The sequence below is a fragment of the Streptomyces sp. NPDC031554 genome (assembly GCF_055580685.1).
On record NZ_JBVIKX010000006.1, the window covers coordinates 145,292 to 166,608 of the forward strand.

The 21,317-nt window shown below is 72.5% G+C and carries 20 protein-coding genes and 2 tRNA genes; 6 read left to right on the forward strand and 16 right to left on the reverse strand.

Going from position 1 to position 21,317, the window contains the following annotated elements:
- Positions 1–201 precede the first annotated feature (201 nt).
- On the reverse strand, positions 202–762 hold the full coding sequence (locus tag ACZ5FU_RS17955; RefSeq protein WP_451531301.1) for an HIT family protein: 561 nt from the start codon (positions 760–762) through the stop codon (positions 202–204).
- 67 nt (positions 763–829) lie between these two features.
- On the opposite strand from ACZ5FU_RS17955, the gene ACZ5FU_RS17960 reads away from it, so the two are divergent.
- A complete protein-coding gene (locus ACZ5FU_RS17960) occupies positions 830–1,501 on the forward strand; it encodes a potassium channel family protein (protein WP_451531302.1) in 672 nt (223 codons plus the stop codon).
- Between the two features lie 101 nt (positions 1,502–1,602).
- On the opposite strand, the gene thrS is transcribed toward ACZ5FU_RS17960, so the two are convergent.
- The 3 genes from thrS to ACZ5FU_RS17975 form a co-directional block, all read right to left on the reverse strand.
- Positions 1,603–3,579 (reverse strand): threonine--tRNA ligase, encoded by a 1,977-nt coding sequence (thrS, locus tag ACZ5FU_RS17965; RefSeq protein WP_451531303.1) that lies wholly within the window; start codon positions 3,577–3,579, stop codon positions 1,603–1,605.
- A gap of 91 nt (positions 3,580–3,670) precedes the next feature.
- Complete coding sequence (locus tag ACZ5FU_RS17970; protein WP_468840135.1) at positions 3,671–4,897, reverse strand: hypothetical protein; 1,227 nt, start codon at positions 4,895–4,897, stop codon at positions 3,671–3,673.
- Positions 4,894–5,460: a DUF4365 domain-containing protein gene (locus ACZ5FU_RS17975; RefSeq protein WP_451780819.1), complete on the reverse strand. Its 567-nt coding sequence runs from the start codon at positions 5,458–5,460 to the stop codon at positions 4,894–4,896. The genes ACZ5FU_RS17970 and ACZ5FU_RS17975 overlap by 4 nt, the downstream gene beginning before the upstream one ends.
- Positions 5,461–5,651: 191 nt before the next feature.
- On the opposite strand from ACZ5FU_RS17975, the gene ACZ5FU_RS17980 reads away from it, so the two are divergent.
- Entirely contained in the window at positions 5,652–6,377 is a 726-nt protein-coding gene (locus tag ACZ5FU_RS17980; RefSeq protein ID WP_451531314.1) for a 3'-5' exonuclease, read from the forward strand.
- Positions 6,378–6,449: 72 nt separating this feature from the next.
- Here ACZ5FU_RS17980 and ACZ5FU_RS17985 read toward each other — a convergent pair.
- Positions 6,450–6,521, reverse strand: a tRNA-Val gene (locus ACZ5FU_RS17985).
- A gap of 39 nt (positions 6,522–6,560) precedes the next feature.
- Positions 6,561–7,007 (reverse strand): SRPBCC family protein, encoded by a 447-nt coding sequence (locus tag ACZ5FU_RS17990; RefSeq protein ID WP_468840132.1) that lies wholly within the window; start codon positions 7,005–7,007, stop codon positions 6,561–6,563.
- Between the two features lie 122 nt (positions 7,008–7,129).
- Between ACZ5FU_RS17990 and ACZ5FU_RS17995 the strand changes: the two genes are divergently transcribed.
- Complete coding sequence (locus ACZ5FU_RS17995; protein WP_469045530.1) at positions 7,130–9,487, forward strand: SCO7613 C-terminal domain-containing membrane protein; 2,358 nt, start codon at positions 7,130–7,132, stop codon at positions 9,485–9,487.
- Positions 9,488–9,505: 18 nt separating this feature from the next.
- Here the strand turns inward: ACZ5FU_RS17995 and ACZ5FU_RS18000 are convergent, their stop codons facing one another.
- The 7 genes from ACZ5FU_RS18000 to ACZ5FU_RS18030 all read right to left on the reverse strand — a co-directional run bounded on the left by ACZ5FU_RS18000 (position 9,506) and on the right by ACZ5FU_RS18030 (position 17,319).
- Entirely contained in the window at positions 9,506–12,244 is a 2,739-nt protein-coding gene (locus tag ACZ5FU_RS18000; RefSeq protein WP_468840126.1) for an exo-rhamnogalacturonan lyase family protein, read from the reverse strand.
- 103 nt (positions 12,245–12,347) lie between these two features.
- Positions 12,348–12,962 (reverse strand): hypothetical protein, encoded by a 615-nt coding sequence (locus ACZ5FU_RS18005; RefSeq protein WP_468840123.1) that lies wholly within the window; start codon positions 12,960–12,962, stop codon positions 12,348–12,350.
- 10 nt (positions 12,963–12,972) lie between these two features.
- The gene (locus ACZ5FU_RS18010) at positions 12,973–13,848 is read right to left on the reverse strand and encodes a carbohydrate ABC transporter permease (RefSeq protein ID WP_451531310.1); all 876 of its coding nucleotides are present in this window, start codon (positions 13,846–13,848) and stop codon (positions 12,973–12,975) included.
- A complete protein-coding gene (locus ACZ5FU_RS18015) occupies positions 13,845–14,801 on the reverse strand; it encodes a carbohydrate ABC transporter permease (RefSeq protein ID WP_451531311.1) in 957 nt (318 codons plus the stop codon). The genes ACZ5FU_RS18010 and ACZ5FU_RS18015 overlap by 4 nt, the downstream gene beginning before the upstream one ends.
- A 14-nt stretch (positions 14,802–14,815) precedes the next feature.
- A complete protein-coding gene (locus ACZ5FU_RS18020) occupies positions 14,816–16,105 on the reverse strand; it encodes an ABC transporter substrate-binding protein (RefSeq protein WP_451531312.1) in 1,290 nt (429 codons plus the stop codon).
- 605 nt (positions 16,106–16,710) lie between these two features.
- Positions 16,711–16,782: transfer RNA gene (locus ACZ5FU_RS18025), tRNA-Val, on the reverse strand.
- Between the two features lie 78 nt (positions 16,783–16,860).
- Positions 16,861–17,319 carry a TIGR02611 family protein gene (locus ACZ5FU_RS18030; protein WP_469045531.1) on the reverse strand — a complete coding sequence of 153 codons (459 nt, stop codon included), beginning with the start codon at positions 17,317–17,319 and terminating at the stop codon, positions 16,861–16,863.
- Between the two features lie 192 nt (positions 17,320–17,511).
- Here ACZ5FU_RS18030 and ACZ5FU_RS18035 point away from each other — a divergent pair, with 192 nt between their 5' ends.
- Positions 17,512–17,925, forward strand: coding sequence for an SsgA family sporulation/cell division regulator (locus ACZ5FU_RS18035; protein ID WP_004002642.1), 414 nt, complete (start codon positions 17,512–17,514; stop codon positions 17,923–17,925).
- Positions 17,926–18,204: 279 nt separating this feature from the next.
- On the forward strand, positions 18,205–18,765 hold the full coding sequence (locus tag ACZ5FU_RS18040; RefSeq protein ID WP_451531158.1) for a CGNR zinc finger domain-containing protein: 561 nt from the start codon (positions 18,205–18,207) through the stop codon (positions 18,763–18,765).
- A gap of 61 nt (positions 18,766–18,826) precedes the next feature.
- Here ACZ5FU_RS18040 and ACZ5FU_RS18045 read toward each other — a convergent pair whose 3' ends face one another.
- Together ACZ5FU_RS18045 and ACZ5FU_RS18050 are read right to left on the reverse strand one after the other, a co-directional pair.
- A complete protein-coding gene (locus tag ACZ5FU_RS18045) occupies positions 18,827–19,015 on the reverse strand; it encodes a hypothetical protein (protein ID WP_451531181.1) in 189 nt (62 codons plus the stop codon).
- 187 nt (positions 19,016–19,202) lie between these two features.
- Positions 19,203–19,649, reverse strand: a complete 447-nt coding sequence (locus tag ACZ5FU_RS18050; protein WP_451531159.1) for a hypothetical protein — start codon at positions 19,647–19,649, stop codon at positions 19,203–19,205.
- A gap of 234 nt (positions 19,650–19,883) precedes the next feature.
- On the opposite strand from ACZ5FU_RS18050, the gene ACZ5FU_RS18055 reads away from it, so the two are divergent.
- On the forward strand, positions 19,884–20,426 hold the full coding sequence (locus ACZ5FU_RS18055; protein ID WP_469045532.1) for a DsbA family protein: 543 nt from the start codon (positions 19,884–19,886) through the stop codon (positions 20,424–20,426).
- 6 nt (positions 20,427–20,432) lie between these two features.
- Here ACZ5FU_RS18055 and ACZ5FU_RS18060 read toward each other — a convergent pair whose 3' ends face one another.
- Positions 20,433–21,251, reverse strand: coding sequence for a GNAT family N-acetyltransferase (locus tag ACZ5FU_RS18060; RefSeq protein WP_451531161.1), 819 nt, complete (start codon positions 21,249–21,251; stop codon positions 20,433–20,435).
- Between the last annotated feature and the right edge of the window lie 66 nt (positions 21,252–21,317).

The window sequence follows — 21,317 nt, forward strand, 5'->3', positions numbered from 1 at the left end:
ACCCCCCCCCCCGCGGGGCCCCCCCCCCCCCCCCCCCCCCCCACCCCCCCCCCCCCCCCGGGGGGGGGGGGGGGGGGGGGGGGGGGGGGGGGGGGGCCGGGGGGGGGGGGCCGGGGGGCCCCCCCCCCCCCCGCCCCCGCTGCCGGCCCGGACCGCCTCGTCCTCAAGCGCCGGACCGGCTGGATGTGCGCTCCGCCGCCGTCAAGCGGTCGGCCACGCCTCCGCCAGCATCTTGCGGGTGTCGGCCAGCAGCTGCGGCAGCACGCGCGTGTGGCCGACCACCGGCATGAAGTTCGTGTCGCCGCCCCAGCGGGGCACGATGTGCTGGTGCAGGTGCGCGGCGATGCCGGCGCCCGCGACCGATCCCTGGTTCATGCCGATGTTGAACCCCTGCGCGCCGGACGCGGTGCGCAGCGCGGTCATCGCCTGCTTGGTCAGCTCGGCCAGCTCCGCGGTCTCCGGCCCGGTCAGGCCGGTGTAGTCGGCGACGTGGCGGTAGGGGACGGTCATCAGGTGGCCGCCGTTGTACGGGTACAGGTTCAGGACGGCGTACACGTGCTCGCCGCGCCGGACCACCAGGCCGTCCTCGTCGGACTTCGCCGGGATCGCGCAGAACGGACAGCCGTCGTCGGCTCCGGGGCCCGTGGGCTTGTTCTCCCCCTGGATGTAGGCCATCCGGTGGGGTGTCCACAGGCGCTGGAACGCGTCCTGCGTCCCCACTCCGATCTGCTGCTCCGGCTCACTCGTCATGCTAGGCAGCATATGGCTTCGCCCGTTCGCGGCGTGTCGGCGGGGGGAGCCGGAACGCGCCGCGGGCCAAGCTGGGCCGATGACCGAAGACAGCCGCCTGACCCGCTGGGAACGGCGCACCGAGCTGCCCCTCTCGCTCGCCTCGCTGGTCTATCTCGCCGGGTACGCCGTCCTCGTCCTCGCCCCCGGCCTCGCCGACGCCTGGCGGGACTGCAGTCTGGCGGTCCTGCTCGCGTCGTGGGCGCTGTTCGTGGTCGACTACGCGGTGCGCTGGCGGCTCAGCGGACAGGGCCTGCGCTTCGTGCGGCGGCACGCGCTGGACACCCTGGTGGTGGTGCTGCCGCTGCTGCGCCCGCTGCGGATCGTGCGCCTCTACGAGGCCGTGCTGCGACGGCGCGGGGCGCCGCGGCTGTCGCTGCACGCGCGCGTGATGCTCTACGCGGGGGTGTCGACGCTGCTGCTCGGGTTCGCGGGCTCGCTCGCCGTGTACGCCGAGGAGCGCGGGGCGCCGGGCACGGAGATGCACACCTTCGGCGACTCGGTCTGGTGGGCCTGCTCGACCCTGTCCACCGTCGGCTACGGCGACGTCACACCGGTCACCACCATGGGCCGGTTCATCGCGGTCGGGCTGATGGCGTGCGGCCTGGCCCTGCTGGGCGCGGTCACCGGCTCCTTCTCGTCCTGGCTGATCCAGGTCTTCGCGCGCGAGGACGAGCGGGAGGAGGAGACCGCGGGCCCGCCGGGAGCGTGACGGCCGGACGACGGGGTCCCGCGGGTCCGCTTCCGCGAGGACGGGACGGGACGGGACGGGGCCCCGGGGAGCGGACTCCCCGGGGCCCCGCGTCCGGTGGGTCAGACCTGCGTGCGCTCCTCGACGACCTTCGCGATCTTCGCGACGGCCTCGTCGAGCGGGATGCCGTTCTCCTGGGAGCCGTCGCGGTAGCGGAAGGACACCGAGCCGTTCGACATGTCCTCGTCGCCCGCGATGACCATGAAGGGCACCTTCTGCTTCTGGGCGTTGCGGATCTTCTTCTGCATGCGGTCGGAGGAGGAGTCGACCTCGACCCGCAGCCCCTTCTTCTTCGCGGCCGCGGCGAACTTCTCCAGGTACTCCACGTGCGCGTCGCCGATCGGGATGCCGATCGCCTGCACCGGGGCCAGCCAGGCCGGGAAGGCACCCGCGTAGTGCTCCAGGAGCACCGCGAAGAACCGCTCGATGGAGCCGAACAGCGCGCGGTGGATCATGACCGGGCGCTGCTTGGAGCCGTCCGGGCCGGTGTACTCGAGGTCGAAGCGCTCCGGCAGGTTGAAGTCGAGCTGGATGGTCGACATCTGCCAGGTGCGGCCGATCGCGTCCTTGGTCTGCACCGAGATCTTCGGGCCGTAGAAGGCGGCGCCGCCCGGGTCGGGGACGAGCGGGAGGCCCTGCTTCTCGGCGACCTGGCGCAGCGTCTCGGTCGCCTCCTCCCAGACCTCGTCGGAGCCGACGAACTTCTCGGGGTCCTTGGTGGACAGCTCCAGGTAGAAGTCGGTCAGGCCGTAGTCGCGCAGCAGGCCGAGGACGAAGGTGAGCGTCTTGTCGAGCTCCTCCGACATCTGCTCGCGCGTGCAGTAGATGTGGGCGTCGTCCTGGGTGAAGCCGCGGGCACGGGTCAGACCGTGCACGACACCGGACTTCTCGTACCGGTACACGGTCCCGAACTCGAAGAGGCGCAGAGGCAGTTCACGGTAGGAGCGGCCGCGCGCGTCGAAGATCAGGTTGTGCATCGGGCAGTTCATGGGCTTGAGGTAGTAGTCCACGCCCTCGTCGAGCTGCATGGGCGGGTACATGCCGTCGGCGTACCAGTCCAGGTGGCCCGAGGTCTCGAAGAGCTTCCCCTTCGTCGCGTGCGGGGTGTAGACGAACTCGTAGCCCTCCTCCTCGTGGCGGCGGCGCGAGTAGTCCTCCATGACCCGGCGGATGATCCCGCCCTTGGGGTGGAAGACGGCGAGGCCGGAGCCGATCTGCTCGGGGATGGAGAACAGGTCCAGCTCGCTGCCCAGCTTGCGGTGGTCGCGCTTCTCCGCCTCGGCGAGGAAGTCGAGGTGCGCCTTCAGCTCGTCCTTGGACGGCCAGGCGGTGCCGTAGATGCGCTGGAGCATGGGGTTCTTCTCGCTGCCGCGCCAGTAGGCGGCCGCGTTGCGCATCAGCTTGAACGCCGGGATGAGGCGGGTGGTGGGCAGGTGGGGACCGCGGCAGAGGTCCTTCCAGCACAGCTCGCCGGTCTTGGCGTCCAGGTTGTCGTAGATCGTCAGCTCGCCGGCGCCCACCTCGACGTCCGCGCCGTCGTCGTGGGAGGCGGAACCCTTGAGGCCGATCAGCTCCAGCTTGTACGGCTCGTCCGCCAGCTCCTCGCGGGCGGCCTCGTCGGTCACCACCCGGCGCGAGAAGCGCTGCCCGCGCTTCTGGATCTCCTGCATCTTCTTCTCGACGGCCTTGAGGTCCTCGGGCGTGAACGGCTTCTCGACGTCGAAGTCGTAGTAGAAGCCGTCCTTGACCGGCGGGCCGATGCCGAGCTTGGCCTCGGGGAACAGTTCCTGCACGGCCTGCGCCATGACGTGCGCGGTGGAGTGGCGCAGGATGTCGAGACCGTCCGCGGAGGAGATCTCGACGCCCTCGACGGTCACGCCGTCGCGCAGCTCGTGGGCGAGGTCCTTCAGTTCGCCGTCCACGCGCGCGGCGACGATCGAGCGCTCACCGGCGAAGAGGTCGGCGGCCGTGGTGCCCGTCGTCACCGTGCGCTCTTCCCGCTCGGAATCGCGTTGGATGATCACACGGACGTCTGACACCGGTCTCTCCTGACTGAAGGCGGAAGCGCGGCCCGGAATCCATCGCCACGCAAGAGGCGATCGTACCGACCCCGGACCGCCCTCCGCGAAATCATTCCCCTCCGCAGGCCTCCTCGAAGAAGTCCAGGTTCTCCTGGAGGGATTTCATCAGCCGGTCCCGTTCGGCGTCGTCGACCTGCACCGGGACCACCCCGTGGGCGCCGCTCAGCCTGCGGAACCCGCCCCGGCTCTCCAGCCGGCCCTGCACCCGCACCGGCAGTCCGACCAGGTGGGCCTGGCCGGCGATGCGGTAGTCCTCCTCGTCGAGGACGAGCCGGACGTGCGGGACCTCGGCCCCGGCGAGCACCCGCAGCCGTACGCCGCCCTCGCCGCGCGGCCCCGACCTGCGCAGCCGGACCACGGTGCCGGTGATCCGCACGGGCACGGAGGGTTCCGCGCGCAGGTAGCGGGCGCCCGCCTCGCGCAGGGCGGTGAGGTCTCCGGGGGAGAACTCCACGGGGCCGGCACCGGCCGCGCAGTCCTCGGGGACCCCGGCGGCGGGCGCCCACTCGACGGCGATCCGGGCCCCCTCGGTGCCGCGCACCAGGTCGACGATCGCCTCGGTCAGCTCGCGGCTGACCCCGGCCTCCACGGCGCCGTCGAAGGCGTCCATGCCGCCGGTGGCGCGCCGGTAGTCGATGGCCTCGCGGACCGCGTGGAGCGCCTGGTGGAGGCGTACGGCCAGGGGGCGGGCCGTGCCGACGGGGGCGAAGGCGGTGAGCCGGCGGCCGTCGGCGGCGGTGCCGACGAGGACGCTCTCCAGCAGGGCGCCGGCCGACCGCCGGTGCCGGGCGCCGTGGTAGCCGGTCCGCGCGCGGGTGGCGAGCGCGCCGGCGAGCAGCATCTGCCGGGCGGCGGCGCGCAGCCGTTCCTCGACCGCCCAGGAGGTGGTTCCGGCCGCCTCGGCGGGTCCGGACGGGGTCTCCCGCCACCAGCGGATCTCGTCGCTCGGCACGGCCAGGGCGAGGAGCACCTCGCGGGCGGCGGGCGTCTGGCTGCGCTCCAGCGCCAGCAGGGCCTCGCCGAGCAGGTCGTCGCTGTCGGGGAAGGCGCGGGTCTCCGGGACGAGCAGGCTGGTGGCGGCGCCGCCCGGTCCGGGCGGGGTCCAGCGGCCGTAGCGGCCGGCGGCGCCGCCGCGGCGCTGCCAGCCGTGCCGGCGGAGCAGGGCGCGCAGGACGGCGGGGTCGACCTCCGCGGCCTCGGGGGGCCGGTTCCAGGAGGAGTCGACGGGGTGTGGCCGGACCGGCCTCAGGGGCTCCTCCAGCGGGCGGTGCGTCATGGTCTGCCTCCCGTCCCGACCCGCGTCATGATCTCGCACAGCGCCCGGTCGTCGAAGATCCGCGCGGTCGGGATCCGCACGGTGGTCCGGAACCGGCCGGTGACCGGATGCCCCGCCAGGTTGACCCAGTAGCAGCAGTGCCGCAGGTCGAGCCGGTCGTGTCCGGCCCGCAGCCACTGGTCCCGCGACCGCGGGACGATCATCACGACGAGGATCTTGTGCACCGACACCGGGGTGCGGGCGAGCTTGCGCAGATGGTCGTTGTCCAGCGTGAAGGAGAAGGAGCGTCCCGGCGGGTCGGGCGCGAGCTGGTACGTGGCCTTCAGCTGCACCTTGACGGTCACCTCGTCGTCGACGGTGTGACCGGGGGCGCTGTGGCTGACGTGCCAGTCGATGCCGTTGTCCGGGAACGGCTGGGAGAGCGAACAGCCCGCGGCCGCGGCGACCGCGTGGAGATAACCCACCTGGAGTGTCTCCATGCACGCCGTGACGGCGAGTGATCCGCGAGGGGGGCCCGTGAGTTCGGGCAGCAGCCCGCCCCGTTCGGGCTGCGCTGTCACCATGACCCAACAGCCTTCCGAGCAATGAGGATCCCCGCGCCGGGGACCGGCAGAACTTCGCAGCGGGCCCCTGAACTGGCAGGACCCGTACTCCTGTTGTCTCCTGGCGGCGTACGGCGCAAACAGCCCGGGTATCACCAGACGGGCAGGGAACGGGACATCAGCTGCCGTGGGTGAGTGAGGGGTTGGTGGATGTGACGAGCTGGTACGAGGGCCCGCTGGCGGCCTTCGACACGGAGACGACGGGCGTCGACGTCGAGACCGACCGGATCGTGTCGGCCGCGCTCGTCGTGCAGGACGCGCCGGGTCACCGGCCCCGGGTGAGCCGGTGGCTGGTGAACCCGGGCGTGCCGGTGCCCGAAGGGGCGACGGCGGTGCACGGTCTGACGGACGAGCACCTCCAGCGCAACGGCCGCTGGCCGGCGCCGGTGATGTACGAGATAGCCGAACTGCTCGGTGAACAGGCCTCGGCGGGAAGGCCGCTGGTGGTGATGAACGCGCCGTTCGACCTGACGCTGCTCGACCGCGAACTGCGCCGGCACCGCGCGTCCACGCTGGGGCACTGGCTGGAGCCGGCGCCGCTGCGGGTGCTGGACCCGCGGGTCCTGGACAAGCATCTGGACCGCTACCGCAAGGGCCGCCGCACGCTCACCGACCTGTGCGGGCACTACGACGTGACGCTGGACGAGGCGCACGACGCGGCCGCGGACGCACTGGCCGCCCTGGAGGTCGTGCGGGCGCTGGGCCGGCGTTTCGCCGCCCGGCTGGAGCGGCTGTCCCCCGCCGAGCTGCACGCGTTGCAGACGTCCTGGCACGCGGCGCAGGCCCGCGGGCTGCAGGCGTGGTTCGCGCGCAGCGGCACCCCCGAGACGGTCGACACCTCCTGGCCGCTGCGTCCGGCGCTGCCGACGGCGGCGTGACGGGAGGTGTCCGGCCGGCCCGCGGGGACACGCAGAAGGCCGGTCCGCACGATGCGGACCGGCCTTTCCCGGTGGGCGATACTGGGTTCGAACCAGTGACCTCTTCGGTGTGAACGAAGCGCTCTCCCACTGAGCTAATCGCCCGGGAACGGACTGAACAATACAGGTCCCCTCGGGGTTCGTTCAAACCGCTTCGAGATACCGGAGCAGGCCGCACCGCCCGGCCCTCATCATCAGCCGGTGGTTGGCGCGGAACAGCGGGCGCCCGGGCACGGCGAACCTCCTGAGCAGCGGCTTGGTGACGTCGACGACCTGCTCGTACCGGGCCAGGCTGCCGGTGCCGTGCGCGGTGACCGTCCAGCGCGCCCGTCCCTCGAGGTCCCCGGTCATCGCGATCTCCAGCACACCGGCCACCGGGTCCCGCCGCACCTCGCGCGCGGTGAAGGTCAGGTCGTACGGCAGGAACGCGCGGACGGTGACGAGGCCGGTGGTGGCGTCGAGCCGGGTCACCTCGCGGACCTGCGGCCACCAGCGGGGATAGTCCTCGACCCGCTCCAGCGCCGCGTGGACGGCGGCGGGCGGGGCGGGCAGCGGCCACCGGCTGAGGAAACGGTAGTGGTTGCGGTCCATGCGCCGAGTGTGCCCGCCCACGGGCCGGGGACGACCTGGGCGACCGGGGCGCCCTCGATCTGAGTACGCCCTGAGTAGCCACGCTCATGCCGCACGGCGTGACGCCGACCACACTCCGTTCCATGACGCACTTTCCGCCCCCGGCCGAGGAGCTGCGGCTCCTCGACGCAGAGCTGTGGCAACTGGACGTCCGCCGGACCCAGTTGCTCGCGCGCCGCGCCTGGCTGGTCGCCCTGCTGCGGTCGGCGGGTCCGGCCGCGCCGCCCCTGCCACCGGCCGCACCCCGCCCCGAGGCGAGCGCCCCGCGGGTCCAGAACGTGCTCCTGCTGCTCGGCGGCGTCCTGCTCACCGTCGCGGCGATCGCGTTCACCCTCGTCAGCTGGGGGCACCTCGGGATCGCCGGACGGGCCCTGGTGCTCGGCACGGTCACGCTGGCGGTGCTCGCCGCCCCGCTGCCGTTGCTGCGGCGCGGGCTGCGCTCGACGGCCGAGTCGGTGGCCGGTCTCGGCCTGGCCCTGACGGTGCTGGACGCCTACGCCCTGCACGAGACGGCCCTTCCCGGCACCGACGGCACGGGCTACGCGGCGGCCGCCGCGGCGGTGCTCGCCGGGCTCTGGACGGCGTACGGCCGCGGCCTGGGCGCCCTGCGGCTGCCGCTGCCGGCCGCGCTGGTGGCGGCCCAGTTCCCCCTGACCCTCTGGGCGGTCGCGGCGGGCGCGGACCCGTACGCGGTCGCGACGGCGCTGCTGGTGACGGCCGGTCTCGACACGGTCCTGGCGCTGGTGCCGCCGGCCGGCGCCGCCACTGCCGCCACTGCCGTCGGTGCCGTCCGGGTGGCCGCCGCCGTCGGCGCGTACGGCCTGGGCGGCTGGGGCGTTCTGGCGGCGGGCCGGCTGTCGTGGACGGCCGTCGGCGCGGGGGACACCGCTCGTGCGGCGACGCTCCTCGCCTTCGCGGCGGTGATCGCACTGGTGGCGGCCGCACGGCTGCCGGAGCCGGGCGTCGCGACGGGCACGGCGGTCGCCGGAGGCCTGCTGCTGGTGGCGGCCGCCGGCGGGCCGCCGCGGGCGTTCCTGCCGGCCGGCTGGACGGTCCCGGTCCATCTGGTGCTCGGTGTCGCGCTGTCGGCGGCGGTGCGCGCGGACCGGCTTCCCGGACCGGTGCGGCAGGGGCTGGTCCGGGCCTCCGCCGCCGTGCAGGCCCTCGCGCTGCTGTGGGCGGTGCCGCTGGTGGTCGTCACGCTGCTGGGACCGCTCGGCCTGGCGGAGCGCCCCTGGCGGGGCGAGCCGTCGGACGCCCGCGCCGCGGTCACCGTGCACATGCCGTGGCCGCCGTACGCGGGGCAGGCTCTGCTCGTCCTGGTGGCCGTCGCCGGTGTGCTGTTCCTGGCCGTGCGGCACGAGGCCCGGCGGCCGCGGGCGCGGGCCGGGGCGCTGGTCCTGGCCTGGGCGGCCTGCGCGGCCCTCCCGGCGGTGCTCGCGCTCCCCCACCCCGCGACCCTGGTGGTGCTGGGCGCCGTGACGGCGGCGGCGGCCTTCCTCCCGACGCCGTGGACGGCGGCGGCCGGCTCGCTCCACCTGGCGTTCCTCTCCCTGGCGACGCAGTCGGCGACCCTGACCGTCCTGTCGGCGCTGACCGTGTCGTGCGCGGCGGCGTCCCGGTGGCCCCGCCTCACCCCGGTCGCGGCGCCGGCCGCCCTCGGGTACGCCACCGCGCTGGCCGTCGCGACCGGTGCCGCGGCGGGCTGGCAGCCGTCCCACACGGCACTGCTCGTCCTCTGCGTCCCCGCGGCCGCGGCCCTGGTCGCCGCCCTGCTCGGCGCGTCACCGGCGACCGTGCCGGTCGAGGTGGCGGGAACCGCCGCCGCACTGCTCGCCCTGGGTCTGGCGGTGACCGACGCGCCGGTGCTGGCGACCGTGCTGGCGGCCTGCGGCGTGATCGCCGCGGGCACGGCGGCCCGGCCCGACCGCCGCCGTGCCGCCTGTCCGGCCGCCGCCCTGTTCCTGCTGGCCGCCTGGGTCGGGCTGGCCGCCCGGGACGTCACCGCCCCGGAGGCCTACACCCTTCCCGTGACCGTTCCGGCGTTGCTGGTCGGGGCCTGGCGCCGGCACCGCGACCCGCTGACCGGGTCCTGGACGGCGTACGGTCCCGGTCTGGCGGCGACCCTGGTGCCGAGCCTCGCCGCGGTGTGGAGCGACCCGCAGTGGCCTCGCCCGCTGCTGCTGGGCGCGGCCGCCCTGCTGGTCACGCTGCTCGGCGCCCGGCATCGGCTGCGGGCCCCGCTGCTCCTCGGCGGCTCGGTGCTGGTGCTGGACGCCCTCCACGAACTGGCCCCCTACCTGGTGCAGGTGGCCGACGCGCTGCCCCGCTGGGTGGCCCCCGCACTCGCCGGAGTCCTGCTGCTCGCCGTGGGCGCGACGTACGAGCGGCGGCTGCGGGACGTCCGGCAGGTGCGGGAGGTGCTGGGCAGGATGGACTAGGGCGCGGGGACCGGTCCCCTACGACGGCATCCTGTCGCCGAGGAGGGCCAGGTTCTCGATGGCGGCGAGGCCGTAGAGCGCGGTGTCGTTGGTGGACACCCAGGCGGCCTCGCTGCCCGGGACCAGGGCGGTGGGCCCGCTCAGCGCCTCCGTCCTCCAGGGCGCGGACTCCTTGTAGCCGTCGGAGTTGTAGAACTTCTCCCAGGCCCGCTCGGCGAGTTTGTCGTCCCCGGTCCGCACGGCGGCGTACGCGTCGAGGCGGGAGTGGCCCTGGAACAGCAGCAGGGTGCCGAAATTGGAGCCGTAGCGGGCCGCCTGCTCGGTCTTGGTGGCGTTGAAGTAGCGGCAGTAGTCGAAGTAGGCCTCGTCGAACTTCGGCATGTCCACGAGGTGGATCAGCTCGGCGCACAGTTCGTTCAGGCCGAAGACGGCCGAGAGGTGCGAGACGCCGACGGCGGGCTGCTCGGCGACGGCGAACTTCCCCGTGTCCAGGTCGTAGAGGCCGGTGCCCTGGACGAACCCGTTGGGCTGGGCGGCGATCGTCTCCATCGTCGACAGCACGCGCGCCCGGGCCTTCTCCCACTTGGGGCCCTTGCGCTCCCACTCCGTGAGCCAGGCCGACACCAGGCCGCTCCAGTCCGTGCCGAAGCCGATCGACAGGGCGTGCCGGTCGGGGGTGTACGGCTCGGTGCGGATCTTGCGGATCGGGTCCAGGACGAGGAACGTCTCGTCGGAGTCGACGTTGGCGTGCATGAGGTCGCCGACCCGCTCGTCCGCGGTGAGGAAGTAGTAGTAGCGGCGGTACGTCGTGTTGGCGATGCGCTGCTGTTTGGCGCTGTCGGCGTAGTGCTGGACGCCGTGCCGGGTGCCGAGGCCGGCCCACTGGCCGAGGTGGTAGACGTCCACCTCGCCGGTGTGCCGGGTCATCGCCTCGGCGAAGCGGAAGATGTCCGACCGGCCGCTGCGCAGGTACGCGAACCAGAGCCAGAGGTCCGGCGACAGTTCGGAGTTGTCCCAGGCGTAGCCGCCGATGTCGTAGCGCCACTGGTGCCGCACGGTGTCGTAGGTGTGCATGATGTCGCCGTAGTCCCAGAAGCCGTACCAGCGGCGCTGCTCCACCTGGTCCTTGTAGTAGGTGAAGAGGAAGTCGAGGTGGTCCTCGATCTTCGCCTTGGCCGGGGTGGAGCGGTCGGGTTCGGAGTAGAGGCCCGGGCCGAAGACCTGGGCCTTGATGAACTGCTTGGGCGGAGCGGCGAGCTGGGGCAGCACCCGGACGGCCTCGACCTGTTCGGCGAGCTGTGCGGGGGTCGGCGTCGACTCGTTGGCCCAGAAGAGGAGTTCGGAGGTGCGGGCGATGCCGTAGGGGGTGCCGAAGCCGGGCTCGTAGTCCTCGTAGGTGATGTTGAGGCCCTCGAGCTGTTCGGCGAAGGTGTTCTGCTCCATGCCGTCGTGGTAGAAGCGCAGGTCCATGGGCTGCGCCTCGGGCGACCAGAGCCAGAGGGTGACCTCGGCCTCCTCGGTCTGGGCGTGGCGGATGTCGAGCTGGGCGGGGAACTTCTCCCAGAAGTCCCGCAGCCCGAAGGAGAGTCCGCCGCTCGCCCCGCCGACGTATCCGAAGCCGGAGGCGCGCCTGCCGCCGCCCGCGCCGATCCAGCCGTGGCCCTTCTTCGTGCGCTTGCGCACGGTGAAGCCGTCGGCGGAGAGCTGGGACAGGGTGTAGTCGCCCCATTCGGGGATGTACGGGAGCCGGGTGGTGACCCGCTGGTCCCAGGTGGCCGGGTCGGGGAGCTTCTCCCCCGCGTACTGGGCCGCCTGCACGGCCGCGCCCGGGTCGCGGCGCAGGCCGGTGATGCCCTTGACGGCCTCGCGCAGCAGGCCGGTGCCCTCGCCGCCGATGCGGATGTGCCGGTCGTAGGCCGCGTCGTGCATCGGCACGGTGAAGCGGACGCCGAGGCCGCGGATGAAGTCGCCACCGGCCTTGCCGGGTTCCTGCGTGCCGTCGTAGGTGATGGTGTGCACCATGCGGAAGGAGTCGGCGCCCGCGTAGAAGTAGAGGCGGACGGAGAAGGGCAGCCAGCTGCGGTTGCCCTTGCGGTGTCTGCCGTCGACGCGGACGACGGCGCGGACCGGGCCGTCCTGCTCGACGGTGACGGCGTCGACGGCCCCGTCGAAGCGCTCGGTCCTGACGGCGCCCTGGTCCCCGTCCTCGATCTCGGGCTGCCGGATCAGCACCAGGCGGCCGTTCCTGGCGATCTCGGTGGAGCCGCGGGTGACCGACTTGACGAGGGTGGCGCCGGACTTGCCGATCTTCGCGGTGATGACACCGGTCGACACGTCGATGGTGCCGCCGCGCTTGTCGACGGTGACCTTGCCGGCGGGGACGGCCGGCGCCCCGGCGGCCAGGGTGAGCTTGCCGTTGCCCGAACTGACCGCGTGAGCGGTCCACTTGAGCGATCCGTCCGGCCAGTAGGCGATCGGCCAGGACTGCACGGGGACGGCCTTGCCGTCGGCGTCCGTCAGCGCGAAGGTCTGGTCCTCCCGGTGGACGCCCATCGGCCAGGGCACGCCGAGCGTGGAGCCGGGGGCGGCGCCGAGGCCGCCGTCCTCCAGCCAGTCCAGGGTGACCGGATCGGCGTCCGCGGGGGCCGTCGCGGGGGCGGCCTCGGCGTTCTTCGTCCCTAGTGCCCAGGAGAACTGTGCGGCGGCTCCGGCGACGGCCGCCGCCTTGAGGAGGGATCTGCGGGGGATGGGAGACATGGGATGCTGCCTTTCCTTCCGTGCGGGATGCAGGGGCTGGTCAGGGGCATGACAGATTGGGGCCCGTCGCCCGGGGCGCCGGACCGGAAGGGGGCACCGCCCGTCAGCGGTGCCGGCGACGCTCCTCGACGGCGACGGCCGCCGCCGCGACGACCCCGAGGACGGGGACTGCCAGCGGCGCGACGAACAGGGCGGACAGCGCCACGACGCCCAGCCCGCCGACGATCAGGAAGGACCCCGCGGGGTCGAGCACCGTCCGGCGTCCGGCACCCGCGAGCAGGGCCCGCCAGGAGTCCCCCGGCGTCCAGACGGCCGCCGCCCGCAGCAGGGCCACGGCCAGCCCGATCAGCGCGAACAGACCGACGGCCCCGACGAACGGTCCGCCGGGCAGTCCGGCGCGCGCGGCCCGGACGTCCCCCCAGACCGCGGCGCCCGCCGCCCACCCGGCGAGCCCGACGGCCCACCCGCGGCGCAGGGCCGCCCGGAAGTCCGCGACGAACTCCCGCCGCCCGCCGCCCTCGTGGCGCGTACGCCGTCGCAGATGCCGGGCGCCGGCGGCGAAGGCGGCGGGGTAGGTGAGGACCCCGAGACAGGCCACGGCGATCCACACGCCGGTGAGCAGGCACTCGGCGAACACCGCGAAGCGCTCGCCGAACACCGACTCCCTGGGCGGGCGCTCCTTGCGCGGGGCGCGCTCCTTCACGCGTGATTGCGCCATGGTGACCGCCTCAGCCCTTCAGTCCGGACGTCGCCATGCCGTCGATGAGGTAGCGCTGGAAGGCCATGAAGAAGGCGATGACCGGCACCAGCGCCACCAGCGACATCGCGATCATGCTGCCGTAGTTGGAGATGCCCTCCTGGTCGCGGAACATCATCAGGCCGAGCGAGACGGTGTACTTCTCGGGGGTGTTGAGGTAGATCAACGGCCCCATGAAGTCGTTCCACGCGTTGATGAAGGTGAAGATGGCGCTGGTGATGAGGGCGGGCCGGCACAACGGCAGCACGATGGACCAGTAGGTCCTCAGGTGGCCGCAGCCGTCGAGCCTGGCGGCCTCGTCCAGTTCGCGCGGCAGCCCGCGCATGAACTGCACCATCAGGAAGACGAAGAACGCCTCGGTGGCCAGGAACTTGCCCGCGACGAGCGGCACCAGCGTGTCGACGAGCTCCAGGTTGCGGAACATCACGTACTGCGGGATGAGCAGGACGTGGTACGGCAGCAGCAGCGTGCCGATCATCAGCGTGAACAGCAGGTTCCGCCCGGCGAACCGGATCTTGGTGAAGGCGTACGCGGTCAGCGAGCTGGACACCACGACACCGGCCACGGCGAGCACCGCGTACATCAGCGAGTTGACGAAGAAGCTGCTGATGGAGATGCCGGAGATGCCGTCGGCGAGTCCGGAGAAGTTCGCCCAGACCGGCTCGGCGGGCAGCAGGTCGAGGCTGGCGATGATGTCCTTGCTGGGCTTGAACGAGGCTCCGACCACCCAGATCACGGGATACAGGACGACCGCGAGGAGCGCGAGCGCGCCCACGTGCCAGGCGATCGATCCGGTGCGCCGCCGCTCGTCCGCGGTACGCGCGGCGGGGCTGGTGGCAGTGGTCACTTGGCGGCCTCCTCGTAGTGCACCCACTTCTTCTGCGACCAGAACAGCACCGCCGTGACGAGCGCCACCGCGACCACCAGCGTCCAGGCCATCGCGGAGGCGAAGCCCATCTGGGCCTCCTTGAAGCCCTTCTGGTAGAGGTAGCAGGTGTAGACGAGCGTGGCGTCGGCGGGCCCGCACCGGGTGTCGGAGACGACGTAGGCGGAGCCGAACACCTGGAACGCGTGGATGGACTCCAGCAGCACGTTGAAGAACAGCACCGGGGAGATCATCGGGAGCGTGATGTTCCAGAACCTTCGGAAGGGGCCGGCCCCGTCGACCTCGGCGGCCTCGTACAGCTCCCGCGGGACCTGCTTGAGGCCGGCCAGGAAGATGACCATGGGCGCGCCGAACTGCCAGATGCTCAGGGCCACCAGGGCGTAGAGGACGTAGTCCGGGTTGCCGATCCAGCCCCCCACGTCCAGCCCGAAGACCTTCTGCGTACGGTCCACGACCGCGTCGTCCGAGAACAGCGCCCGCCACACGAACCCCACGGAGACGCTGGCGCCGATGAGCGAGGGCATGTAGAACGCTGCCCGGTACAGGCCCTGGCCGCGCCGCTTCTGCGCGAGCAGCAGCGCGACGCCGAGCGCGAGCAGCAGTTTCAGCGGGGTGGCCACGACGACGTACTTCAGCGTGACCTCCACCGACTTCTGCCAGCGCGGGTCCTGGAACATCGTCGTGAAGTTGTCCAGCCCCACCCACCGGGGCGGCGTGAACAGGTTGTAGCTGGTGAACGCGTAGTAGAGCGACGCGACCATCGGCCCCGCCGTGAGCAGCAGGAAACCCGCGATCCACGGCGACATGAAGAGGTAGCCGGCGAGGTTCTCGCGGCGCCGCCCGCGCCGCCCGGCGACGGGAGCGGCGGACCGCTTCCCCGCCGGGCGCACGGGCGCTTCCTTGACGAGCGTCATGACGGTACGTCCCCTCAGCCCGCGAACGCGGCCTTGGCCTCGCTGAACAGCGCCTTGGCGGCGGCGGACGGCTTGGACTTGCCCTGGGCCACCTCACCGCCCAGCCGCAGGAACGCCGCCTCGATGACGTCGGCGCCGGACGGGTGCGGGGTGATCTTCCCGAGCACGCCGGCCGCGGCCACCTCCTCCTCGTACGTCTTGACGCCCTTGTTGTTGTCGTCGGCGGGCGTGAACGCCTCGTACTGCTCGGTCGTGGCGAGGATGCCGCGGTCGTAGCCCATGATCTTGCCGACCTCGGGGTCGTGCACCATGAAGTCGATGAACTGCGCGGCCTCCTTGGGGTGCTTGGTCCCGGAGAAGGCGCTGAGCATCAGCGAACCGAGGTACTGGCCGGTGTTCTTGCCGTCCACGGTGGGGATCGGCGCGAGCCCGTAGTCCGACTCGCCCTCGCCCTCGTAGCGGATGGAGAAGTTGTCCCAGGTGAACTCGGACGCGGCGAGCCCCGCGGAGAGCGCGGACTTGGGCTTGGCCTGCTCGACCTTCTTCGGGTCGGCGACGAGCCCGGACTTCACCCGCTTGTAGCCGTCCTCCCACCACTGCGTCAGGTCGTCCTCGGTGAATCCGAGGTCGGAGTCGGTGAAGAAGGCCTTGCCGTTCTGGCGCAGGTACAGGTCGTAGAGGTACATGATGCTGAAGTAACCGGTGTCGCCGGCGATCTTCAGCTTGTCCTGGATCGTCTGCAGCGCGTCGAAGTACTCGTCCCAGGTCCAGCCGAACTTCGCCTCGACGCCCGCCTTCTCGAAGGCCTTGAGGTCGATGACGAGCGACATGGTGTTGGCGCCGACGGGGACGGCGATCTGCTTGCCGTCGACCTGGCCGTTCGCCAGAACGCCGTTGCGGAAGTTCTCCAGGCTCAGACTCCCGGCGTCCGCCTGCGACTTGAGGTCCAGCAGAACACCACGCTTGTCGTACTTACGCAGGAAGCCGACCGCGTTCTGGAAAACGTCCGGCGGATTCCCGCCGGAGGCCTGGGTCTGGAACTTCTCCCAGAACGCCTCGTAGTCGGTGAATTCAGGCTTGATCTTGATCTTCGGGAACTTCTTCTCGAAGAGTGCGATCGTCTTCTTGATCGCAATGGTGCGCGGTTCGCCACCCCACCACGCGTAACGGAGCGTCACCGTCCCGTCGGAGGACGCGTCCCCGCTCCCTCCGCAGCCCGTGGTCGCGGCCAGGCCGAGCGTCGCCGCCGTGGCCCCCGCAGCCTTCAGGATCGTTCGCCTCTCCACATTCCTGCTGGTTCCCACAGCCGGCCTCCCCGCAGCGTCGTTGCCGCTTGCATGAATCGTTTCAAGAAAGCGCTTGCTGGCACAAGGTACGAGGGGGTCGGGAGAGCGTCAATGATTCGGACAGGAATTTCTCGATCGGCGACCACGGGGCGCCGCCGCACCGGGGAGCCGGCGCCTCGCCCTCGACGGGGCGGACGCGCAGGTCGGGGGCGCGCGTTCGGCCGCCCGGACGGTGATCGGCGGTTCGCGCGGTCACCGGGGGCGACGGAAACGCGCCTGGTGCGGCGGGCGGGAGGGTCGGTGGGAGCAGGGGCGGGGGCGGGGCGGGGAGCCGTCGGTGACCGCACCGCCCGACGTGCGCCCGCGACGAAGGGCCGGGGCCTCCACGCCCCGCCCAGGTGCGCCCGTGAGGCGGGAGCGCGGGTCTTCGCACCTCGCGCGCGCCCCCGCGGGGCGGGGCCCTCGCACCCCGTGCGCACGCCCCGACGCGGGACGGCGTCTTCACGCTCCGTGCGCACCCTCCGACGCGGACGGCGTCCTCACGGGCGGCGCGGCGGCCCGGGAGGGCCCGCACGCACGACGGCGGCCCGCCTGCTCTGTCGCAGACGGGCCGCCGTGCCGGGTGGGCGATACTGGGTTCGAACCAGTGACCTCTTCGGTGTGAACGAAGCGCTCTTCCACTGAGCTAATCGCCCGGGCGCAGGAAGTACATTACCCCATGTCAGCGGGTTCCCGTGACCACGGCCGGGCCTCCCCCGCGGCCCGATGACGGTTCACTGGTCCTTGATCTTCCAGGGCATCACGAGCCCGAACTTCCACACGTAGAAGCCGACGACGGCCGCGATGATCACGAGTCCGATCGAGGTCAGGACGATGTTGCGGCGCCTGACCTTCGGGTCGAGCGCGCGCTGCGCCGCCTCGGTGACCTTGCGCTTGGTCCAGCGCAGCACCAGCTGGGCCCAGACGAACTCGGTCGCCCAGATCGCCATGCCGCCGAAGATCACGACCCAGCCGGGCCCGGGCAGCGGCAGCATGATGATGCCGGCGACCACGACCGCGAGGCCGACGACGAAGATCCCGACCTGCCAGCTCAGATGCAGGACCCGGCGGGCCTTGACGAACTCCGGGGCCCGGGAACCGAGGGCCTGTTCCTGCTGCTCCGTCGCCCCGTCCGACCTCGAGTCGTCCGTCGCCATGGCCACCTCGCCCAGAGCGTCACTCCCCGTATTCATACGACCAAACCCTACCCGAGAGATTCGAGTCACCGTAATGGTGGTACTCCGCGATCACCACCCTCGGCCGGAAGAGTTACGTAAACGCACGCAAACCACGCAGAGGGGTTTACAACGGCACCGTAGGTGGCATGTCGATTTCGCCGACGTGCGAATCCCCGAGCGCACACTGAGCGAAAGGCCCTGGCGCTTATGAACACCACGGTCAGCTGCGAGCTGCACCTGCGCCTCGTTGTGTCGAGCGAGTCCTCCCTGCCTGTCCCCGCAGGCCTGCGGTACGACACGGCCGACCCCTACGCCGTGCACGCCACCTTCCACACCGGAGCCGAGGAAACCGTCGAGTGGGTGTTCGCCCGCGACCTCCTCGCGGAGGGCCTGCACCGGCCCACGGGCACCGGCGACGTCCGAGTCTGGCCGTCGCGCAGTCACGGTCAGGGGGTGGTCTGCATCGCCCTGAGCTCCCCGGAGGGGGAAGCACTGCTCGAGGCCCCGGCGCGGGCCCTGGAATCCTTCCTGAAGCGGACGGACGCGGCCGTGCCCCCGGGCACGGAGCACCGTCACTTCGACCTCGATCAGGAGCTCTCGCACATCCTGGCGGAAAGCTAGGGAGAGGGCTCCCACCGAGGCGCCCGGCGCCGTCCACTCGGGGAGACGGCTCGGGCTCGGACAACAACCGCATAGGGCACGCACCGACGCCGCGCCACGGTTCTCCGTGGGGCGGCTTCGGCGTGCGCGCCCCGTCCCGCGGCCGCCGCCGGCGGACGACGGCGGACGACGGCGCGACGATTCCGGCCTCCACCGACCGGTGGCCCCACGGCCCGGTACGGCTACCATCGGCCAGCATCGGCGGGCGCCCGCCCGACCCCCCAGGCCAGGGAGCGAAACGTGCTGATCACCCACGACACCCGGTGTGCGCTCGACGCCGTGGTGGATCTGGTGAACACCGCACCGGAGGACGACACCGCCCCGGACGGGCTGCCGGATGTCGCCACCCTCGGGGATTTCGTGCGAAAGCACGAGATCAGCGATGTCGGTGTGCTCTCCGAGTTCGACCTGTCCGCGGTGCGCAAGGTCCGGGGACGGTTCGCCCGGATCTTCGCGGCGCCGGAGCCCCGCACCGCCGCCGCGCTCATCAACGAGCTGATCGCCGCCGCGGGCACCACCCCCCGGCTCACCGACCACGACGGCTACGACTGGCACGTCCACTACTTCGCCCCCGGCGCCTCGATCGCGGACCACCTCGCGGCGGACTGCGGGATGGCCCTGGCCTTCTTCGTGGTGGCCGGGGAACAGGAGCGCCTGCGACGCTGCGAGGCCCCGGACTGCCGGCGCGCCTTCGTCGACCTCTCCCGCAACCGGTCGCGCCGCTACTGCGACAGCCGCACCTGCGGCAACCGCCTGCACGTGGCCGCCTACCGGGCACGCCGCAAGGAGGCGGCGGGCTGAGGCCCGGGCCCTCGACGCCGACGCGGCCCCGACGGGTGACGCCGGGGACCGCGGGTACGGCTCAGAGCAGCAGCAGGTCATGCAGCGAGGCCATGAGCAGCAGACACCCGATCACCGCCAGGAAGATCATCAGCGGTGGCTGGGAAAGGGCGAAGAGACATCCGCGCGGCTCGTCCTGAGAGGGCGCGGCATCACTCTGTGTCGTGTCCAGCATCTCGCGGGCGATGATGACGCAGGCGGCGTACCGCACGCGATCGGCATGCCCGGATTGAGCGGTTGTTCACTGAATTCCGTGATGTCGCTTTCCACCCGTGATCATTTCCGCGCGCGGGGAGCCCGACCGTGTCGTTTCCGCCGTGGGGCGGTCCTGGCGCGCGAGACGCCGTCAGCTGCGGTGACGCAGGGGTGCCGGGCCGTCGCCGGTCTCCGGCACCGCTTCATATGCCGTGCTTCTTGAGGATGGCCTCGATGTCGCTGAAGTCGTCCGAGGGGGTCGCGCGGGGCGCGGCGGCGGGGCGGGACGCGGGCCGGGCGCCCTGCCCCAGCGAGGGTGCCGACGCGGTCGGCGCCACGGCGCCGGTCCGTGCGGAGCGCGCCGCCTCCCTGCGCTCCTTGCGGGTGCCGCCACCTCTGCGGCGCTCGACCGCGCGGGTGGTCGCGAACAGCGCCCAGGCGGCGCCGAGGACGCCGAAGCCGGCCCAGGCCGTCGGGCTGAAGGCGGTGTCGGCGGCCCACTCGACGACCCCCGTCATCACCAGGCCGAGGGGCACCAGCGCGTAGGCCGCCGTCCGGGCCGCCGCCAGGAAACGTCTGCGGTACGCCGTGACGGCCGCGATGCCCAGGCCGGCCGCGGCGACGGCGGAACACACGGTCTCGGCAATCATCCGGTCCTCCAGACACACGGCACCCGGGCGGTGACTCCACGGCTCCGCACCACCGCGGGGCGGTGCTTCGCCCCTCCATCCTGCACCTGCGAGTGGCCGCCGGGCCATGCCTCAGCCGGACATCAGGGACATCTCCGGGTCGGCTCCTCCCCAGGTGCCGGTGGGCGCCGTACGGCGCGGCGGTGCGGGCCGTCCGGGTGCGGGCGCCGGGGCGCGGGCTGGAAGACTGGGGGCATGAGCGACTCCTCCCCCGCGGACGCCCCGGCGCCCGAATCCGCCCGTCCCGCCGTCGTCCTCGACGTCTGGTGCGAACTCCAGTGCCCGGACTGCCGTACCGCCCTGGCCGATCTGCGCGCCCTGCGCGAGCGCTACGGCGACCGGCTGGAGCCGCGGCTGCGGCACTTCCCGCTGGAGAAGCACCGGCACGCCTTCGCCGCGGCCCAGGCCGCCGAGGAGGCCGCGGAGCAGGGGCGGGGCTGGCCGTACGTCGAGGCGGTGCTGGCGCGGGCCGAGGAACTGGAGCGCGCGGGAGAACCCCTCCTGGTCGAGGTGGCGCGGGAACTGGGCCTGGACGCCGAGGAGTTCGACACGGCGCTCGTCGACGGGCGGCACATCCTGATCGTCGACGCCGATCAGGCCGAGGGCAAGGCGATCGGCGTCACCGGCACTCCGACGTACGTCATCGGCGGCGAGCGTCTCGACGGCGGCAAGAGCCAGGAGGGGCTGCGCGAGCGGATCGGGGAGATCGCGGACCGGCTGCTGGCCGAGCAGGGCTGAGACGGCTCAGAGCAACTGTTTGTAGAGGGAGTACCCCACCGGGACGTAGCCGAGCGATGCGTAGAGGCGCTCGGCGGGCGTGTTCCCCTCGAAGACGTTGAGGCCGATGACGGTCTTGCCGGCGGCGACCGACCGGGCCTCGGCCAGCAGCATCAGGGTGCGGCCGTGGCCCCGGCCGCGGAAGGGCTCGTCGGTCTCGACGTCGAACACGAAGGCCTTCTCGCCGGCGAAGGACAACCACAGCGTGCCGACCCGGCCGCCCTCGTGCTCCAGGACGACGAACAGCATGTCCTCCGTGGCCACGCCCCGCGGCAGCCGGTTGTCCCGCCGGGACTTGGCCCAGGCCTCCTCCTCGGGGACACCGCGGTCGATCCACTCCCGGGCGTACTCCACGACGCCCCGCCGGAGCCAGGGCCCGAACTCGGCCTCGGTCATGGGCCTGGCCCGGCTCCCGTCGGGCAGCCGGGGCGGGACCGCGCCGAGCGGCTTCTCCATCCCACGGTTGCGGTGGACGTACCCGAGCGCGTGCGCCAGTCGCAGGGCGGCCCCGGCGTCGGCGGGCACCCGGATCTCGATCCTGCGGCACCCCCAGCCGCGCGCCACCTCCTCGGCGGCGAGCGCGGCGACCGCGCCCCGGCCACGGCCGCGGTCGGCCTCCTCGACGCGCAGGTCGTCGATGCGGGCGACCGCCGGACCGAAGTCGGGGTGGGTCGAGAGGTGCACCGCGCCCACGGGGCGGCTGTTCACGCACACCTGGAAGCGGCGGGACAGCGCCCCGTCGGCGCTGCGCTGGAGCGGCTCGGTCGGCCGCAGAGTCGTGGTCATCACGGGTGTTCTACCCGCTGCAACGCCCCGGGTCAGCCGAATAAACGGGGCGGACGGGGAGCACGG

What these genes read in the sequence shown, in the direction of transcription:
- ACZ5FU_RS17955 (WP_451531301.1), bottom strand. Translation starts at nt 762, where the DNA reads ATGCTGCCTAGCATGACGAGTGAGCCGGAGCAGCAGATCGGAGTGGGG.
- ACZ5FU_RS17960 (WP_451531302.1), top strand. Translation starts at nt 830, where the DNA reads ATGACCGAAGACAGCCGCCTGACCCGCTGGGAACGGCGCACCGAGCTG.
- ACZ5FU_RS17970 (WP_468840135.1), bottom strand. Translation starts at nt 4,897, where the DNA reads ATGACGCACCGCCCGCTGGAGGAGCCCCTGAGGCCGGTCCGGCCACAC.
- ACZ5FU_RS17975 (WP_451780819.1), bottom strand. Translation starts at nt 5,460, where the DNA reads ATGGTGACAGCGCAGCCCGAACGGGGCGGGCTGCTGCCCGAACTCACG.
- ACZ5FU_RS17990 (WP_468840132.1), bottom strand. Translation starts at nt 7,007, where the DNA reads ATGGACCGCAACCACTACCGTTTCCTCAGCCGGTGGCCGCTGCCCGCC.
- ACZ5FU_RS17995 (WP_469045530.1), top strand. Translation starts at nt 7,130, where the DNA reads ATGACGCACTTTCCGCCCCCGGCCGAGGAGCTGCGGCTCCTCGACGCA.
- ACZ5FU_RS18000 (WP_468840126.1), bottom strand. Translation starts at nt 12,244, where the DNA reads ATGTCTCCCATCCCCCGCAGATCCCTCCTCAAGGCGGCGGCCGTCGCC.
- ACZ5FU_RS18005 (WP_468840123.1), bottom strand. Translation starts at nt 12,962, where the DNA reads ATGGCGCAATCACGCGTGAAGGAGCGCGCCCCGCGCAAGGAGCGCCCG.
- ACZ5FU_RS18015 (WP_451531311.1), bottom strand. Translation starts at nt 14,801, where the DNA reads ATGACGCTCGTCAAGGAAGCGCCCGTGCGCCCGGCGGGGAAGCGGTCC.
- ACZ5FU_RS18030 (WP_469045531.1), bottom strand. Translation starts at nt 17,319, where the DNA reads ATGAATACGGGGAGTGACGCTCTGGGCGAGGTGGCCATGGCGACGGAC.
- ACZ5FU_RS18035 (WP_004002642.1), top strand. Translation starts at nt 17,512, where the DNA reads ATGAACACCACGGTCAGCTGCGAGCTGCACCTGCGCCTCGTTGTGTCG.
- ACZ5FU_RS18050 (WP_451531159.1), bottom strand. Translation starts at nt 19,649, where the DNA reads ATGATTGCCGAGACCGTGTGTTCCGCCGTCGCCGCGGCCGGCCTGGGC.
- ACZ5FU_RS18055 (WP_469045532.1), top strand. Translation starts at nt 19,884, where the DNA reads ATGAGCGACTCCTCCCCCGCGGACGCCCCGGCGCCCGAATCCGCCCGT.
- ACZ5FU_RS18060 (WP_451531161.1), bottom strand. Translation starts at nt 21,251, where the DNA reads ATGACCACGACTCTGCGGCCGACCGAGCCGCTCCAGCGCAGCGCCGAC.